The sequence below is a fragment of the Nocardia sp. NBC_01327 genome (assembly GCF_035958815.1).
Lineage (GTDB): Bacteria > Actinomycetota > Actinomycetes > Mycobacteriales > Mycobacteriaceae > Nocardia.
Genome location: NZ_CP108383.1, coordinates 4,462,574 through 4,478,461, shown reverse-complemented (window position 1 = coordinate 4,478,461; position 15,888 = coordinate 4,462,574). Strand labels below are relative to the sequence as shown.

The following is a 15,888-nucleotide window of genomic DNA, read 5'->3' as shown; positions in this document are numbered from 1 at the left end:
AGTGGACAACCGCATCGTGGCGGACCCGGTCCTGCTCGCGGAACCGGCCGCCACACTGGAACTGCTGCGAGCCCGCGCCAGCACGCTGGCCGGGGACTTCAGCGGTGAGGTCGCGCCCTACAACACCCTCCCCCACTCGCTGCGGGATGCGGACTTCGTACCGAGCGCGAAGCTCAATCTCGAACTGTTCTTCCGCTACGTCATCGAACACGTCGAACCGTCCGTCGAGGATACGCAGCCGCTCATCGACCGGGCGGTGACGCTGGTCCACGACGGTATGGGCCTGACCGAGGTGCTGACCAACTACCGCGTCGGCGCCGCGTTCTTCTGGTCCCAGCTGATACCGCTGCTCGATCGCGACGAGTACCGGGTGGTCCCCGAGGTCGGCCTGCGGCTCACCGAGTACATGGGCCTGATCATGGCGCGCATTGCGACCGCACTGGTCGAGGACGCCCGCCAGCCGCGCTGGGACATTCTCGAACGCCAGCACGAGGTCGCCGATGCCCTGCTGTCCGGCCGCGAACCCGGCGGCTGGGCGGTGGATCCCGAATCACCGCTCGCCCCGGCATTTCTCATTGCGGTGGTCCGGCTCGGCGAACCCACCCCGGGCACCCTGACCCGGCTGCGCAGCCGCATCGCACATCTGCCCGGCACCCTGCTGCACCGCGACAGCGGGGGCTGGACCGCCCTGGTCCCGATGCCGGCGGACAGCGGAGAGCCGGAGCACTTGCTGGTGGATGCGCTGGCGCTGCGCGATATTCGGCCGCATCCGCAGTTCTGGATCGGTGTGGCCCCGGCCCCGGCACACGCGGCGATTCCCGCCGCGTACGCCGAGGCCCAGATCGTGGCCGAGGTGGCGCGCTGTCTGCAACTCCCGGACATCGTGTGCCGTCAGCAGGACATGATGTTCGAATTCGCCATCGCCACCACCGGTTCCACCCGGCGCACGCTGGCGGCGCTGCTCGATCCGCTCGATGATCAGCCCATGCTGGGCCAGACCCTCGATGCCTTCATCGACAATCAGTTCAACCACAATGCCGTCGCCCGAACACTTTTCATCCACCGCAATACGGTCACCTACCGGCTGACGCGCATCGCGGACCTGACCGGCTACGACCCGCTGCACCCGTCCGGCATCTCCACGCTCATGGCAGCGCGGACGGCGCGGCGGCTGGAATCGAAATCCTTCCAGCACGACGGCGAACACCGGCCTCGTGCTGGATGACCGCGATCGACAGCGCGATTTCCAGCACCGCCCCGAACGTCGCCGGGCCCAGCATCATTGAGCCGTGGTGCATGGATCCGCGCATCAGCACTGTGTGCACAATGACCATCACTGCACTCATCACACCGGTGACCGCCCACGCCCGCGGGGTCGGACGGGTCCACAGATGCCAGGCGCAGGCCAGGCACGCCAGGATCATGAGATTCATGAGCACGGTGAGCGGCGTGGGTGCGCAGCCCTGCGACAGTCCCGCCGCGTGCAGGAGCGCCGAACCGGCCGCGAGGATCGCGCCGCAACGCCCCACCCCTCGGGCCGAACGTTGCAGCGCATGCACATTCGCGGTCACTGCGGCTCCGGGTGGCAGCAGTGCGACTGCGTGGTCGCGGGCACGCCCATGACGGGATTGCGGTCGAAGAAGCCGTAGGGCTTCAGCGTGAATCCCACATAGTCCACGGGCATGACCGGCCAGTCCTCCGGCCGCGGGAAATGGGTGAGGCCGAAGGTGTGCCACAGCACGATGTCCTCCCCCTCGATCGGCCGATTCGCCGCCATGTAGGCGGGCAGCCCGTCACCTCCGGCGTGCTGGTTCACCAGATCTCCTGCGGGATACCGCTCCCCGGGCGCGTACCGGGTCACCCACAGCTGACGGGTGGTGAAGGCGGCGCGGGCCGCGATGGAGGAGGACGGATCGGCCAGCAGCGTCGGTGTCTGCTGCGCGTGCAGGACGTACCCGGTCGGCTGACCCATACGATTGGTCTGCTCGGTATTGACCACATGCCACACCCGCCCGACCGAGGCATCGGCGTCCCGCGCGCCTTCGGATTCACTGGTGAGCCGAGTCGTCTTGGCGGTGAACGCGTTTCCGTACGGATTACCCGGGCCGACCGGCACCCGGCCCACCTCGACCTCGTCGACCGCATTGGCGAGCCCGTCGACCGTCATATCCAGTCGCGCACTGAACAGGTGCTGGTGATAAGGCAGCCCCAGGCCCGGCGCGACCTCGTTCTGATACGGCGAACCCTCCGGCGGATAGGCCGCACTGAACGCGACGCCGGTCAGTTTGGCCTCGCATTCGATGGTGCCGTCGAGGTAGAGGTACCAGTAGAAGCCGTAGTCGTAATTGCCGACGGTGGTGAAGAAGCTGATCACCAGCCGGCGCTGCCGGCGCACCTCGCTCACCCCGGTGAACAGATCGGTGTGCTTCCAGAGCGTGCCGTAGTCCTCCTCGTGCAGGCAGATCGCGTTCTCGATGGTGCGCGGCATCCCGAGCTCATCGCTGAGAGTGGCGTCGAAGTAATGGATTTCGCCCAGGCAGTCGCAGCCCAGCCGCAGTGAATTGGTGAAGCGCCCGAACAGGTATTCGCCGGTGTCGAAGTAGTTCTGCCAGAACCGGCTCGGCGACGGATCGGCGTAGGGCACCACCATTTCCGCGATCGAGGCCCGGTACAGGACCGGCCGGTAGCGCGCACCGTCACGAAAGGCCAACTGGCGCAGAATCAGTCCCTCGCGTGCGTCGAAACCGAGACGCAGCCGCCAGTTCGCCCATTCGACGACATCACCGTCGACGGTGAAGCTGGGGCCTTCGGGCTGGGTGATCTCGATGGGCTTGAGACCCTCGTAGCCGGGCAGGGCCAGCGCCGGATCCTGGAAGTTCCCGTGCTCCTCGGGCACCTCGAAGGTCCGGTGGTCGATGAGATCGACGAGTTCGCGGCTGATGATGTCGACGTAGGCGCACAGCCCGTCGACCGGATGCGCCCACGGATGATCCTGCGGGTGATCCTGCCGGAAGGCGAAGACGCGAATAATGCGCCGCCCCTCTTCATTCGGAATGTCGTAGTGCCCGGCCGACAGTGGGACGCAGACGGTCATCGCCGGATCGACACCGCGTGTGCGCAGTGCCGCGCACCAGGTTTCGTTCGCGGCGAGCACCACGCCGACCGCGGCGAACTCCTCCTCCAGAATCGGCACCTGACCGCAGGCGGTGTCGATCTCGGTGTCCGAGTGGACTTCCCCGGCGGTGAGCGATACCAGCACATCCCGGGACGCGCCGGTCGCGATGTCCAGCAGGAGAATTCGCACCAGCCGTGCGGGCGCGGGCCCGCCGTTCTCGTGTGCGAGCACCTGTGCCTTATCGGGCTCGTCCAGCCCGACGTAGACGAACCGGCAGGTGGGACCGATCAATTCGGCCCTGGCGAGGATCTCACGCGCGGCGCCGATCTCGGCGGCGGACAGACTCTCCAGCACACGCGCCTCGATATCGGCTGCGGCCGAGAGGGATTCGACAGTGGACATGGGGCAACTCCTGTTGAGAAGGACAGCAATTCCGGGGGACGGTCAGGCGGCGATCGCGTCGACGATGCCGTCGTAGACGATCCGATTGGCGCGGCGCAGCGCGTACGCCTGCGCGATTCCGGCGAGCGGGAAAGCGGCGGTGATCAGCAGCAGGACCGCGGCCAGGGTGGTCGAGCCGCCGATCAGGGTCGGGAAATTGACCGCGATCAGCCAGGCGGTCAGCGCGAGGCCGACCAGGCCCAGCGCCGGGGCGATACGCGTGTGCCAGATCCGCGTATCGGCGCGGGTGCGCGCGAAATAGACGATCACCGCGGCGCAGGTGAGTGCCATCAGCACCGCCACCCCGAGGCTCGCGACACCCGAGAACCACGTGAACACCTCCAGTTCCGGATCGAGGCGGCAGAGCGCGAACACCACCACCAGCGTGGCCGCCGTCGCCGTCTGCACCAGCGAGGACAGATGCGGTGAGGCATGGCGGGCGTGCACGCGGGCCAGTCCGGCGGGCAGCACATTCGTCGTACCCATCGAATGCTGATAGCGCGCAACAACATTGTGGAACGAGAGCACGCAGGCGAACAGGCTGGTGAGCAAGAGAACGTTCACCGCGACAGCACCTACCGAGCCGAGATATTCCGAAGCGGTGCGGACGATGAGCCCGCCCGGATCCTTTCCGGCCTCGTCCAGGATCCGATCCGGACCCCACGCCATCACCAGCGCCCAGGTGCCGAAGGTGTAGAACAGGCCGATGGAGATCACCGCGCCGTAGGTGGCGCGGGGAATGGTGCGGGCCGGATCGCGGGCCTCGTCCCGGAAGATGGCCGTCGCCTCGAAACCGATGAAACCGGCGAGCGCCATCATCAATCCGAGTCCCGGAGAGCCGGACAGCGCCAGGTGCGGTGTGAACGGCTGCGCCGACAGTCCGGCCGCCCCGCCACGCGCCACGATGACCACGCCCAGCAGCAGAACGATCCCGACTTCCGCGATCAGCAACGGCCCCAGCACTTTCGAGCTGAATTCGATATGCCGGTAGCCGAGTGTGCCGACGATCGCGATCACGGCGAGGGCGTAGACATACCAGGGAATATCCGGACCGTGGATATCCATGACGGAACGGCGCAGCGCCGCGCCCAGGAAGCCGTAGACCGCGACCTGAACCGTTGTGTACGTCAGGAGCGCCAGATAGGCCGCACCCAGCCCGGCCGGACGGCCCAGTCCGTAGCCGATATAGGTGAAGAAGGCGCCGGCCTTGGGAACATGGCGGCTCATGGCGCTGAGTCCGACCGAGAACAGCAGCAGCACCACGGCGGCCACGACGAACATGGACGGGAACCCGGCCCCGTCGCCGATCAGCATGGCGATGGGCGCACTACCGCCGATCACGGTCAGCGGTGCGGCGGCGGCCACCACCATGAAGATGATGGCGCCGGTCCCGAGCGAGCCGTGCAGCCCGGCGGGCGGTGCGGACGCGCTCGCGCCGGGCGGGGATATGGGGGTCACGGGGGCACCTCCGAGAAGCGGAAACTGGAACCCTCAATACTGTTGGCGCACACCTTTTCCGGACCGTGACCCGGCAGTAACGGTCATCGCCGCCGCGTTTGAGACCGCACCGGTGGCGGGCGTCTCGTTTGCCAACACGTAGCGCTGACATTCCGGAAACATCTGCGACACACCACGTTCGTACGTTCCGAGCGTATGAACCCACGCGGCAGCGCACTCGATCAGGCGATCGCCGATCCGCCCCCGGTCACCGGGGTGCGCGATACCTCGCCCATGTCCGGGCTGCGCCGCCGCAGCCTCGGTTTTCCCGGCCTGCTGGCGCAATCGGTCTCGGCCATCGCACCCTGTGCGGCGGCGGCCACGATTCCGGCCATGCTGGTGACCGCCAGCGGTGACGGGGCGCTGTGGGCGGCGGTGCTGGGCGCGGGCCTGACCCTGCCGGTGGCGGCGGCGATCAATCAATTCACCAAGCGGGTGGCCACCGCCGGATCGCTGTACACCTTCACCGCGAAGGGGCTCGGCGCCACGGCGGCATTCCTGTGCGGTGTCGGCATGATCCTGGGGTACGCGTTCATCGCCATGTACTCCCTGGCGAATATCGGATTGCAGCTGTCGAATCTGCTGGCGGCCCTGGGTTTCGGCACCGGCGTCCTGGTTCCCGTGCTGTGCGTGCTCGGCTGCGGTACGGCGTGCGCGGTGGTGATGCTGCGCGGAGTGCGGGTGTCCGCGCGCCTGAGTCTGCTGGTGGAATCGGTCGCGGTGGCCGTGCTCGTCGGGCTGGTGGTGGTGCTGTTCCTCGGGCAGGGGCGGCGGCCGATCGCGCGGGATCTGCTGGCGCCGCAGCACCTGTCGTTCGCCGGTCTGGTGACGGGCGTGGTCATTGCGATCACCGCATTTGTCGGATTCGAGAGTGCCGCATCGCTGTCGGTGGAGGCCCGCCGGCCGTTCGCCGCGGTGCCCCGGGTGCTGATCTGGTCACCGATCGCCACCGGGATCCTGGTGGTCGCCGCCACGTCGGTGCAGACCACCGGATTCCGGGCGGCGGGTGTGGCCCTCGACCAGGATTCCGCACCGGTGCACGCACTCTCGTCGTTCTACGGGGTCGGGTGGATCTCCCCGATTCTCGATTGCGGTGTCGCGGCATCGTTCTTCGCCTGTGCGCTGGCCTCCGCGACCGCGCTGGTCCGGGTGCTGCTGAGCATGGGGATCGACGGGGTGCTGCCGGAGGCCATGAGTCGCACGCATCCGAGGTTCCGGACACCGCATCTCGCGATCGGGGTGTCCATGCCGATCGTCACCGCGGTGCCGCTGGTCCTGCTCGCGGTGGGTGTCACCAGTAAGACGGCGGTCGGCATTCTGCTGGTGGTCTCGGCGGGCGGATATGTGCTCGCGTACACGCTGGTATGTCTCGCGGTGCCGTTCTTCCTGCGCCGCATCGGCGAATTCACGCTCGGCCCCGCAGTGGTCGCGCTGACGGCGGCGCTCGGGCTGGCGGGATGTCTGCTGGTGTTCCTGGGCGCCGAATGGCGGGGACCGCGATCCGCGGGTGTGTGGCTGTTCCTGCTCGGTGTCCTCCTCGGGCTGGCCGCATTCCGGCGCACCCGGCAGCGCGGGGCACTCCTGGTCGGCACGCACGACACCCCCATCGGTACCGAGGTGCTCGGCGGGGCGGCGAACGCGCCCGGCGATCGGGAACCGCAATGAGCGCACCCGGGGGCATCGGAGGACGGCAACCCAAGGCGGTCCTGAGCGCCCTGGTGGTGCTCGAGGAGGTGGCCGCCTGCGGACCGGGTGTGAGCGCGCGCGAGATCAGCCGCAATCTCGCCATGCCGCGCGCGACCGCCTACCGGCTGCTGAATCTGCTGGTGCAGCAGGAGTATCTGGTCCGCACCCCCGATCTGAGCGGCTTCGCGCTCGGCAGCAAGGTGACCGAACTGGCCGGAATGGCCACGCCCGCACCACTTCCCAGCGCGGCGCTCGAGGTCCTCGAACAATTGCGCGGGAGTATTCGCGGCGGCGTGCATCTGGCGGGATACCTGCGCACCGGCACCACTCGGCCCCGAGTCCGCATTCTCGACGCCGACCCGGACTATCCGATCGAACACGAGCATGCGATCACCAGCGATCTGACTGTGTCCGCCATCGGCCGCCTCGCTCTGGCCGAGTCCGATGTGCGGACCCGCAGTCTTGGCTACGCGCTGCAGGTGGACGAATTGCGGCCCGGCAGCGGCTGTCTCACGGTGCCGATCCGCGACCGCCGCGGCGCCCTCGTCGCCGGGCTCACACTCTCGACCACCTCGGCGCGACTGCGGGACCTCGGCGATGCGCTCGGGCTGCTCATGCCGGGGCGCGAACGGCTCGAATCCGCGCTCACCGACCGCTGATCCGATCCGCGAGGTAGGTCTCGGTCCGGAGGGAATTTGCCTCTCGGGCATGACAATTCGCTCTCGGCAGGTCAAGATGATCAATGGCCCCGGCCACACATCGACCTATCTGAGAACAGTTCCAGCGCTTCGGCCCCTCGCGGCGCGGACAAGGAGAGCCCCGTGGCAACGTCGCCGCAGACCTCGGAATCCGTCACGTCCGTGATCGTCGAAACCAGCCCACCGGCCCGGATCGGCACCCGCATCGCGCATCCCGTACTGCGCACCACCCTGCAGCAATTTCTGCGGGCGGGCGCCTGGGTGGCCGATTTCGGGCCGGGTCCCGCCGAGCTGATCTTCCGGGCCACCCGGCTCTCGGAGGCGCCCGCCCGCATTCTGGGCGCGCCGCGCGGGCTGCACCGGCATCCGGTGTTCTTCGATGATTTCCAGGCCGAATGGCTGTGGACCGCACCGATTCCCGATCCGCGCATCGAGCGGGATGCGGCCATTCTCTACTTCCACGGCGGTGCGTTCATCGCGGGCGGGCTCAACAGCTACCGCCGCCACACCGCGCGACTGGGCAGCATCAGCGAGTTGCCGGTGTTCACCGTCGACTACCGGCAACTGCCCGATGCGCATCCCAATGAGAGCCTCGACGACGCGCTCGCCGCGTACCGCTATCTGCTCGATCAGGGCTTCGCACCCGAAAAGATCATCCTGTCAGGGGATTCCGCCGGCGGCGGCCTGGCACTGCGCCTGGCGCTGACCGCGCGTGATCAGGGTCTGCCGCTGCCCGTGGCGATTTCGGTCACCTCACCGTGGGCCGATTTCGACTCCACCGCCCGCATGGCACATGCCAATGCCCACGCCGACGCGGTGCTGCCCGCGGCGGGCCCCGGCATGGTGGTGCGGCGCGGGATCGCCATCGATGGGGTGCTCGACCCCAGCTGGTCGGTGGTCAATCACGATTTCACCGGACTGCCCCCGATTCTGCTGCAGGTCGGCTCCCGCGAAATGCTGCTTGCCGACGCACTTGCGGTGGCTCGGCGCTGTGAAGAGGCGCAGGTGCCGCTGCGGTTGCAGATCCGGGCCAGCGCGCCGCACACCCTCATTCACCTCGGCGCAGGTCTGCTCGCCGACGGCCGCGATGCCGCCTGCGACGCCGCCGAGTTCCACCGTGCGATGATCGATTCGGCCGCCACCGGCCGCAGCGCCGCCTGAATCGACCGCGAGAGGCTCGAATGTCACAGCCTGCCACTGCGTCCCAGCCCGCCGTCCTCATCACCGGCGCGGCCGCCGGTATCGGCCGTGCGATTGCCGCCCGGTTCGCAGGTGCGGGCTGGACGGTCGGCCTTTACGACATCGACGCCGACGCGGTGCGCCGCACCGCCGAGGAAATCGGCGGCCGGACCGTCACCGGCGCGTTCGACGTCACCGATCCCGCGGGCTGGGAGCAGGCATTGAAGGAGTTCACCGATACCACCGGCCGCCTGGACCTGCTGGTCAACAATGCGGGCATCCTCTATTCCGGGGCCTTCGGCGATATCTCACTGGAACGCCAGCACCGCCTGGTGGACGTGAACGTCAAAGGCGTCCTCAACGGCTGCTACACCGCACTGCCGCACCTGCGCCGCACGCCCGGCAGCCAGGTCGTCAACCTAGCCTCCGCCTCGGCCTTCTACGGCCAGCCCGGACTGGCCACCTACGGCGCCACCAAGGCCGCCGTCCGCAACCTCACCGAAGCGCTCGACCTGGAATGGCGGCACTACGGCATCCCGGTCCACGACCTGCTCCCCCTGTTCGTGGCCACCGGAATGATGGACGAGGTGGCCCGCGGCTCGAAATCGGCAACTACCCTCGGCGTACACCTGACCCCCGACGACATCGCGGAAGCCCTGTGGCGCACCGCCACTCACCACCACCGCCTGCGCGGCCCACACGTCCTTATCGGCCTGCAGACTAAACTCACCGGCCTCGCAGTCCGCCTCGGCCCACCCTGGGTCACCCGCGCGGTCGTCGGCTGGCTCAGCAAAGCCGATTCGCTCTAGCGACAACCTCGAACCAGTCGCCGAACAAAGGCCCTGCTTTAAGATTCCCAGCCCCGATCTGCGACTCACACACCCGCTTTCCCGGCGTGTGAGTCGCAGATCGCGGGTCATGGGCTCGGCAGCAGTCGGCGTGCGGTGGCGGTGCCCAAGCCCGTGGGGCCGCCGAGACGGCGGATGGGCACCGACTCGTGGCCTGCGGTACGCACAGGATCCTGCGCGTACCGTTCGGTTCGCGCGAACCATTGCTGCCAGCCCGGTACCCAGTCTCGGAGACTTTCGATGTATCCGAGCACGTTCGAACTCTCGGCCGGGCTCGAGCCGCATTCTGTGAGCATCGCCGGCACCTCGACGTCGGCGATGTACTCGAACTGCTGCAGCCGGGAGCGGGCCAGTTCGCCGGTCATGGTCACCGCTTGGTCCAGATCGCAACCGAGGGAATTCCGCAGCACGAAGATCATATTGGCGGGCTCGTTCTCGCTCGCTATCTCGCGCTGGTAGGAGTGGAGGTCGTTGACCAGGATGCTCGCGTCGTTGACGCTGTCGACGAGCGAACGCAACACCGGAGCATGCACGACCGCGGCGGGCAGCTCCGCCGCTCGGGCGTATTCGATCAGGCACGCGACCACCGGAGCGCCATTGGTGATGCGCTTGAGTTCGAGGTAGTCGATCGGATTGCTGTTGTGCCGCTGCAGGTTACGCCGCTCCTGGAGGTTGCCGCCCAGACATTGCTCGATTCGCTCGCGCGTCTTGCACCGCCAGTCGTGCGACATGCCCGGCGCGGTGCGCGACCACAGATCGGCGAGACCACGTTCGGTGGGGCTGGTCGCCACGGGCACCTGCTGAGCCAGGTCGATCGGCATGAACTGCCCCAGCCTTGCCACCTGAGCTTTGACCGACGTCGAATTGCCGGTGGGCGCACAGGCATTGGCGAAATAGTCGTCGATATAGAACAACCACGTATTCCAGTCGGTGAGTACATCGATCTTGCCTCCGGGAGCGGTGGGGAACATGTAGGAGGACAGCAGTGCGTAGTCCTCCTTCTCGAACTGTTGCTCGGTCCACGGCTCATTGCCGGCATGCGTAGTGAACATGGACATGTCTCTGGCCCACGAAAGGGCATGTGCGCGAGCGGCTTCCACGTTCGGGTTGAGCCGGGCGGGACGAAGGGCCTCGAAGGTCGGTAGCTGGAGCGGCTTCGCCGTAGCCGGGGGCGATGCGCTCGGGCCCACGCTGAGTTGTCGCGCCAGGGCGGCGAGTTCTGCGGCCGCTTTCCGCTCCGGGTTGGCGGCGTGCAGACATGCCAGCGCCAAGTCGAGCTGACGCTGCGCTTCCTGGTGCGCCCACGTGCGCCCGCCGGCCTCCTCGATGAGGCCGACACAGGTTCGCAGCGCATCCTCGTCCAATGGCGCTGCACCGCAATACAACTCGGCCAGGCGTGCCGAAGCGCTATTGCCCGCATCCAGCGCGGCCACCACCGGTAGCGACTTCTTGCGAGCGCGCAGGTCGGACATGACGGGCTTTCCGGTCGCGGCCGGATCACCCCAGATGCCCAGGAGATCGTCGACCAGTTGAAATACCAGGCCGAGATGTTCACCGAATTGGCGCAGCTGCCAGACCCTTTGGGGTGACGCACCGGCAGACATGGCGCCGAGTTCGCAGGCGGCGGCGAACAACGCGCTGGTCTTGTCGCGTGCCATCGCCACGCATTCCGCCAGCGGCACATCGGCACGACCCTCGAAGCCCAGGTCCGCGGCTTGGCCGTCGTCGAGACGCAGCAGCGCCTCGTGCAGCCGGGGCACCCCGTCGGTGGCCAGCGGTGGGCCGTCGGCCACCAGGGCCTCCGCCGCCAGGGTGCTCAGCGCGTCACCGGCCAGGATCGCGGCGGGCACCCCGAAAACGGTCCACGCGGTGGGCCGATGGCGGCGGACGCGGTCCTCGTCCATGATGTCGTCGTGCAGGAGCGAAAAGTTGTGCGCCAGTTCAACGGCGACGGCCGCGTTGGTCGCACGCTCGGCGGTGCCGCCGACCGCTTCGGCCGCGAGCATGGCCAGGACGGGTCGCAGTACCTTGCCGCTGTTCTCCGCCACCGGGTCGCCGTGCTCGTCCCACCAGCCGAAGTGATAGCCGATCACCTTGCGCAGTGACGGGCTCATCCGATCCGCCGCGGCGCGCAGACCCGGGGCGATCAACCGGCGGGCGCGGAGGAAGGGGTCGGCTCCCGGCTCAGCGCTGATGGCCATTGACGCTCCCGAGCTGAACGTTCTCCAGAACGCCCAGCGCATCCGGCACCAGGACGGCCAGCGAGTAATAACAGGTGATCAGATAGTTGACGATCGCCTGCTGATCGATGCACATGAATCGCACGCTCAGACCGGGCTCGCGCTCATCGACCAGGCCGGTCTTGCGCAGGCCGATGACACCCTGCTCGGTCTCGCCGGTGCGCATCACGATCATCGAGGTGGTTCGCCGGTCGCTGATCGGGATCTTCCAGCAGGGATAGATGGGCACGCCACGCCACGCGGAGACCCGGCCGCCGAGGACATGGATGATCTCGGGGGAAACGCCCTGACGGGTGCACTCGTCGTGGAACGCGGCGATGGCTTCCGGGTGCGCCAGAATGAAACTGGGGTTCTTCCACACCGTATTGAGCAGCTGATCCATATCGTGCGGGGTGGGCGGGCCGCTGCGGGTATAGACGCGCTGGCTGAAGTCCGCGTTGTGCAGCAGACCGAATTCCTTGTTGTTGACCAGCTCGTACTCCTGACGCTCGCGCACCGCTTCGATGGTCAGTCGCAACTGCTGCTCGAGCTGGTCGATCGGCTCGTTGTAGAGGTCGGAGACGCGGGTGTGCACGCGCAGGATGGTCTGGGCGATGCTCAGCTCGTATTCGCGAGGCTTGAGCTCGTAATCCACGAAGGTGCCGGCGATGGGCACCTCTCCGCGATGACCGGAAATGACCTCCACGTCGGCCTCGCCGTGGACGTTTTGCGCTTTGTCCACGGTCTGCTGGTAGCGGTCCAGCTGGCTGCGCAGTGTGCCCGATTGCTCGAGCAGTTCCTGAAAGGCCGTCTTGGGCAACGACATGACCGTGCAGGAGGTGGTGGCCTTGACCGAGTAGCTCCAGGCGCAGTCGGGACCGACCAGTGCCTCGTCGCCGAAATAGTCGCCGTCGGCGATGATTTCCAGGGTCGACTCCTGCCCGAATTCGCCTTCACTGAGTTTCGCGAGGCGGCCGTGAACGAGCAGATAGAGTTCGTCGGCCGGGGCGCCGGCCGCTACCAAGACCTCGCCGGGTTCGTATTCGTGTCGAGTGAACCTGCCTGCCAGGGCATCCAGCACGTCCGTGTCTGCGAATGTCCGCAACCAGGGCAGTTCGGTCAGCTCGGCCGGAATCACCTGCACCTCGTCGCCGGTGGTGTGGAAGTCCAGCCGTCCGTCACCCAGCGTGTAGTTCATTCGCCGGTTGACTCGGTACGCGCCACCGCGCGCCTCGACCCACGGCAGTAGTCCGAGCAGCCAACGCGGGGTGATGCTTTGCATCTGTGGAACAGACTTGGTGGTCGCCGCCAACTTCCGCGCGGCCGCAGTACTGAGGCTGAGATGTCCAGTTCCATTGTGCCCGTTGACGTCTGGGCTCACTTCTGCTGTTGTTTCAGGCATGACTCGACCACCAATCGAAGAGGTGAATTGGAGAGTGCCACACGAAAGCAACCACAATGACCGGCCCGCCGCTCTCGGCTTTCCGGCGCTTGCCGTCCATCGGACTTGCTGCTGAAAAGGATAGATCCGAGCCGACATCGCGGGGTTGAAATCAAATAAACCGGCGTGCAACGACATCCAGAACGATCAGACTCGACTACCGATCGACTGGGCACCGAACCCGTCGGTCATATCCAATGCCCGAGTCCGTCCGCGGCGTCCGCCCCGCGCCAAGGCACCGCAACCGGACACGGCCGAGTCCGGTTGAACGAGAAGAGATCTCACGCAGGCTCGGAGCTGGACCCTTCAGCCCTCGCCCACGATGATCGTGAGTTGCGCAATGATGAACTCGGCCGGCCTGACGGCCGCCAGGCCGAACTTGAGGATGAGCTTGTTCTGGGCGATGTCCTGATCGGTCATGGTGATGCCCTTTCCGACCTGGACGAAGTACGCCTCCTCGGGTGTGTTGCCCAGCAAGGCCCCGGATGTCCAGAGGTTGTACAGGTAGTTGTCGACCGCCGACCGCACCCGCTCCCAGGTGGGAGGGGTGTTGGGCTCGAAAACCGCGAACCGCATGGCGCGTTGGATATCGCGTTCGGCGGCATTGAACAGACGTCGGACCGGGATGTAGCGCCAACTGTCGGTGTCCCGCAATGTCCGGGCACCCCACACCAGGATCCCCGTATCCGAGTAGCTACGCAGGGGGTTGATGTTGCCGAGGGCACCCTGTTCTGAATCGGAAACTTCCCACTCCAGGCTGGCGACGCCCCTGACAGCAACGTTGGCCGGGGCCCTCCACACGCCCCGCTCGCGGTCGACCCTCCCCCAGATACCCGCGAGGACTCCGGACGGTGGCACCGCCGCCTCACCTCCGGTCGGAATCAGCCACGGGTAGTACATGACCGCGTGGTCCGAATCAATTTTCCAGTCGTCCAGTGTCTCTCGGGCCTGAGCAGGGGTTTGTCCCTGGTCCGTATGCAGGATCGCCATCGCCTGGTGCTCGTCCGCGTACGCGATCAAGGCGTAGGCCCATTCGCGGGCCGCCTCGGCACCCTGGTCCCACAGGCCCGGCGCGATCAGCATCGTCACGTCGTCGAGCGCGTTCACCTGCTCGAGGGTGCCGGCCAGGCTGCTGTCAACGGTGCTGGCCACGTAGCAGTATCCGCCGCCATTCTCGAAGTACCCGCGCAATACGGGCTTCAACGCCGTCCCAGCGCCCTCCCCCTCTGCGCCGGAATCGGACACCTGGTCCTGGACGTCGAGCCAGCTGTTGAGTCTCGTCAGCCCCGAGGGAGCGCCGCTGAACGCGCCGATGAAGACCGGAACTGCAGTCGCACCCGAGTTCACGGACAGCGAGAGGCCGGGCAACTCCTCGACATACACCCCAGGCCACTTCGTCTGAATATTGGTCGGCATGGATTGTCCCCCTTACGTTTTGCGGCGAACAGGTTGTCACCATGATCCCGCAAGAGAAACGGCAAGACCCCACGTTCCGAGGATTTGGTCGCACACGACGATGGCTTCAGGCATGCAGCAGGCGAAGGGCGTGCTGTCACCTTCCGCGACTCCCTCCCCGCAACCCCACCGGCAAAATCCTCAAACGCACCCTCATCGCCCCCACCTGACCGCAGGCAATAAGCTCCCCCCGTTCGTATTTCCGAATCGGGGGGCTTCCGATGCTCATCTGGGGTTGGCGCACGCAAGCGCGCACACTGGCCATGATCACTTTTCTGTGCGCGCGCTGTCGTAATCCCAGCGCCCACTCCTTCCAGGAAGTGATCAAGAAATTCACGCTGTTCTTCGCTCCGCTGTTCACGATCAGCACCAGACACCGCCTGGTCTGCAGCTGGTGCGGGGCCGAAACCACCGTCCCCTCCACCGACGTCACCAATCTCCTGGGCCAAGCCCACGCCCAGAGCATGTACCCGGGCGGCATCCCACAACCCCGCCCCGCAGTCCCCGACACCCCCTGGCCCCGCATGCCCTGACCGCCCCGACGACCTTCGAGATCGGCGCAGTGGTGTCGTGATTCGCGATCAGAGCCATGCTCCAATCAGGCGGCGACCATGCGCAGTTCGGCCAGAGCGTAGGTATGCAGTTCAGCGAATTGGAGCGTCGCCGCGCAAGCGGTCGATCAGGCGTCCACCGAATGTGGCCGACAGTGGTGCGAGAAACCAGGCGTACCAGACGTGTGGAGTGAGCCAGGCGAGTGCGGCTGTGGCGACGAAGACCGCGGCGACTGCGAACGAGGCGTCGGCACTGGTACGGAGATCGGCCGGGGCGATGTGCTCGGCTAGTGCGGATCGGCGGGCGGCCAGATCCCGGACCACACCTTCGCTGGCGAACAGCAGTGCCGATGTCAGGGCGAAGAGGCAGACGGCCAGGCTGTTGTCGGTGGCGTGCCCGAATACCGCTGTCGAATAGGGCAGGATCGCGACGAAGAGCAGGAGCGGCGCATGCCATGCGAGGGTGCGCCGATCCAGCAGCGTCACTTCGTAGATCAAGGTGTGATGGCGGCGCCATACCGCCCACAGCAGGACGAACGCGAGGACGAACGCCACGAAAGAGGCCCGCTCGCGCCAGAGGAATGCGGCCAGGGCGCCGGCATCGACCAGGTTCTCGTCCTGCGGCCGCTTGATCTCGACGACCAGCAGGGTGATCGCGATGGCGAGAACGGCGTCGGCGAAGGCGCCGATGCGGTCGGGTGACCAGCCTGCGCTGTGACCGGTCGCATTGTGGTGCAGCGACATCGGAGTCTCCTGGG

General features: G+C 66.9%; 13 protein-coding genes. 6 read left to right on the top strand and 7 right to left on the bottom strand.

Annotated features, from left to right (window positions below):
- The first annotated feature begins 1 nt into the window (after position 1).
- Complete coding sequence (locus OG326_RS20445; RefSeq protein ID WP_327146251.1) at positions 2-1,225, top strand: PucR family transcriptional regulator; 1,224 nt, start codon at positions 2-4, stop codon at positions 1,223-1,225.
- Here OG326_RS20445 and OG326_RS20440 read toward each other — a convergent pair.
- From OG326_RS20440 to OG326_RS20430, 3 genes are read right to left on the bottom strand one after another with little or no spacing between them, the layout of a single operon-like run.
- Positions 1,146-1,571 (bottom strand): hypothetical protein, encoded by a 426-nt coding sequence (locus tag OG326_RS20440; RefSeq protein ID WP_327146250.1) that lies wholly within the window; start codon positions 1,569-1,571, stop codon positions 1,146-1,148. The two genes, OG326_RS20445 and OG326_RS20440, sit on opposite strands and share 80 nt — an antisense overlap.
- Positions 1,568-3,517, bottom strand: coding sequence for a primary-amine oxidase (locus tag OG326_RS20435; protein ID WP_327146249.1), 1,950 nt, complete (start codon positions 3,515-3,517; stop codon positions 1,568-1,570). The genes OG326_RS20440 and OG326_RS20435 overlap by 4 nt, the downstream gene beginning before the upstream one ends.
- 42 nt (positions 3,518-3,559) lie before the next feature.
- A complete protein-coding gene (locus OG326_RS20430; RefSeq protein WP_327146248.1) occupies positions 3,560-5,014 on the bottom strand; it encodes an APC family permease in 1,455 nt (484 codons plus the stop codon).
- Between the two features lie 195 nt (positions 5,015-5,209).
- On the opposite strand from OG326_RS20430, the gene OG326_RS20425 reads away from it, so the two are divergent.
- The 4 genes from OG326_RS20425 to OG326_RS20410 all read left to right on the top strand — a co-directional run bounded on the left by OG326_RS20425 (position 5,210) and on the right by OG326_RS20410 (position 9,425).
- On the top strand, positions 5,210-6,718 hold the full coding sequence (locus OG326_RS20425) for an APC family permease (protein WP_327146247.1): 1,509 nt from the start codon (positions 5,210-5,212) through the stop codon (positions 6,716-6,718).
- Positions 6,715-7,398 (top strand): helix-turn-helix domain-containing protein, encoded by a 684-nt coding sequence (locus OG326_RS20420; RefSeq protein ID WP_327146246.1) that lies wholly within the window; start codon positions 6,715-6,717, stop codon positions 7,396-7,398. Before OG326_RS20425 ends, OG326_RS20420 begins: the two co-directional genes overlap by 4 nt.
- Before the next feature lie 162 nt (positions 7,399-7,560).
- Complete coding sequence (locus OG326_RS20415; protein ID WP_327146245.1) at positions 7,561-8,598, top strand: alpha/beta hydrolase; 1,038 nt, start codon at positions 7,561-7,563, stop codon at positions 8,596-8,598.
- Positions 8,599-8,618: 20 nt separating this feature from the next.
- Positions 8,619-9,425: an SDR family oxidoreductase gene (locus OG326_RS20410; RefSeq protein ID WP_327146244.1), complete on the top strand. Its 807-nt coding sequence runs from the start codon at positions 8,619-8,621 to the stop codon at positions 9,423-9,425.
- A 107-nt stretch (positions 9,426-9,532) separates the two neighbouring features.
- Here OG326_RS20410 and OG326_RS20405 read toward each other — a convergent pair whose 3' ends face one another.
- From OG326_RS20405 to OG326_RS20395, 3 genes are all read right to left on the bottom strand, one after another.
- On the bottom strand, positions 9,533-11,665 hold the full coding sequence (locus OG326_RS20405; RefSeq protein WP_327146243.1) for a polyprenyl synthetase family protein: 2,133 nt from the start codon (positions 11,663-11,665) through the stop codon (positions 9,533-9,535).
- The gene (locus OG326_RS20400; protein WP_442790983.1) at positions 11,649-13,262 is read right to left on the bottom strand and encodes a family 2B encapsulin nanocompartment shell protein; all 1,614 of its coding nucleotides are present in this window, start codon (positions 13,260-13,262) and stop codon (positions 11,649-11,651) included. Before OG326_RS20400 ends, OG326_RS20405 begins: the two co-directional genes overlap by 17 nt.
- Positions 13,263-13,430: 168 nt before the next feature.
- Positions 13,431-14,540: a phage tail sheath family protein gene (locus tag OG326_RS20395; RefSeq protein WP_327146242.1), complete on the bottom strand. Its 1,110-nt coding sequence runs from the start codon at positions 14,538-14,540 to the stop codon at positions 13,431-13,433.
- Between the two features lie 260 nt (positions 14,541-14,800).
- Between OG326_RS20395 and OG326_RS20390 the strand changes: the two genes are divergently transcribed.
- On the top strand, positions 14,801-15,112 hold the full coding sequence (locus tag OG326_RS20390) for a hypothetical protein (protein WP_327146241.1): 312 nt from the start codon (positions 14,801-14,803) through the stop codon (positions 15,110-15,112).
- A 111-nt stretch (positions 15,113-15,223) separates the two neighbouring features.
- Here OG326_RS20390 and OG326_RS20385 read toward each other — a convergent pair whose 3' ends face one another.
- Positions 15,224-15,874, bottom strand: coding sequence for a TMEM175 family protein (locus OG326_RS20385; protein ID WP_327146240.1), 651 nt, complete (start codon positions 15,872-15,874; stop codon positions 15,224-15,226).
- Between the last annotated feature and the right edge of the window lie 14 nt (positions 15,875-15,888).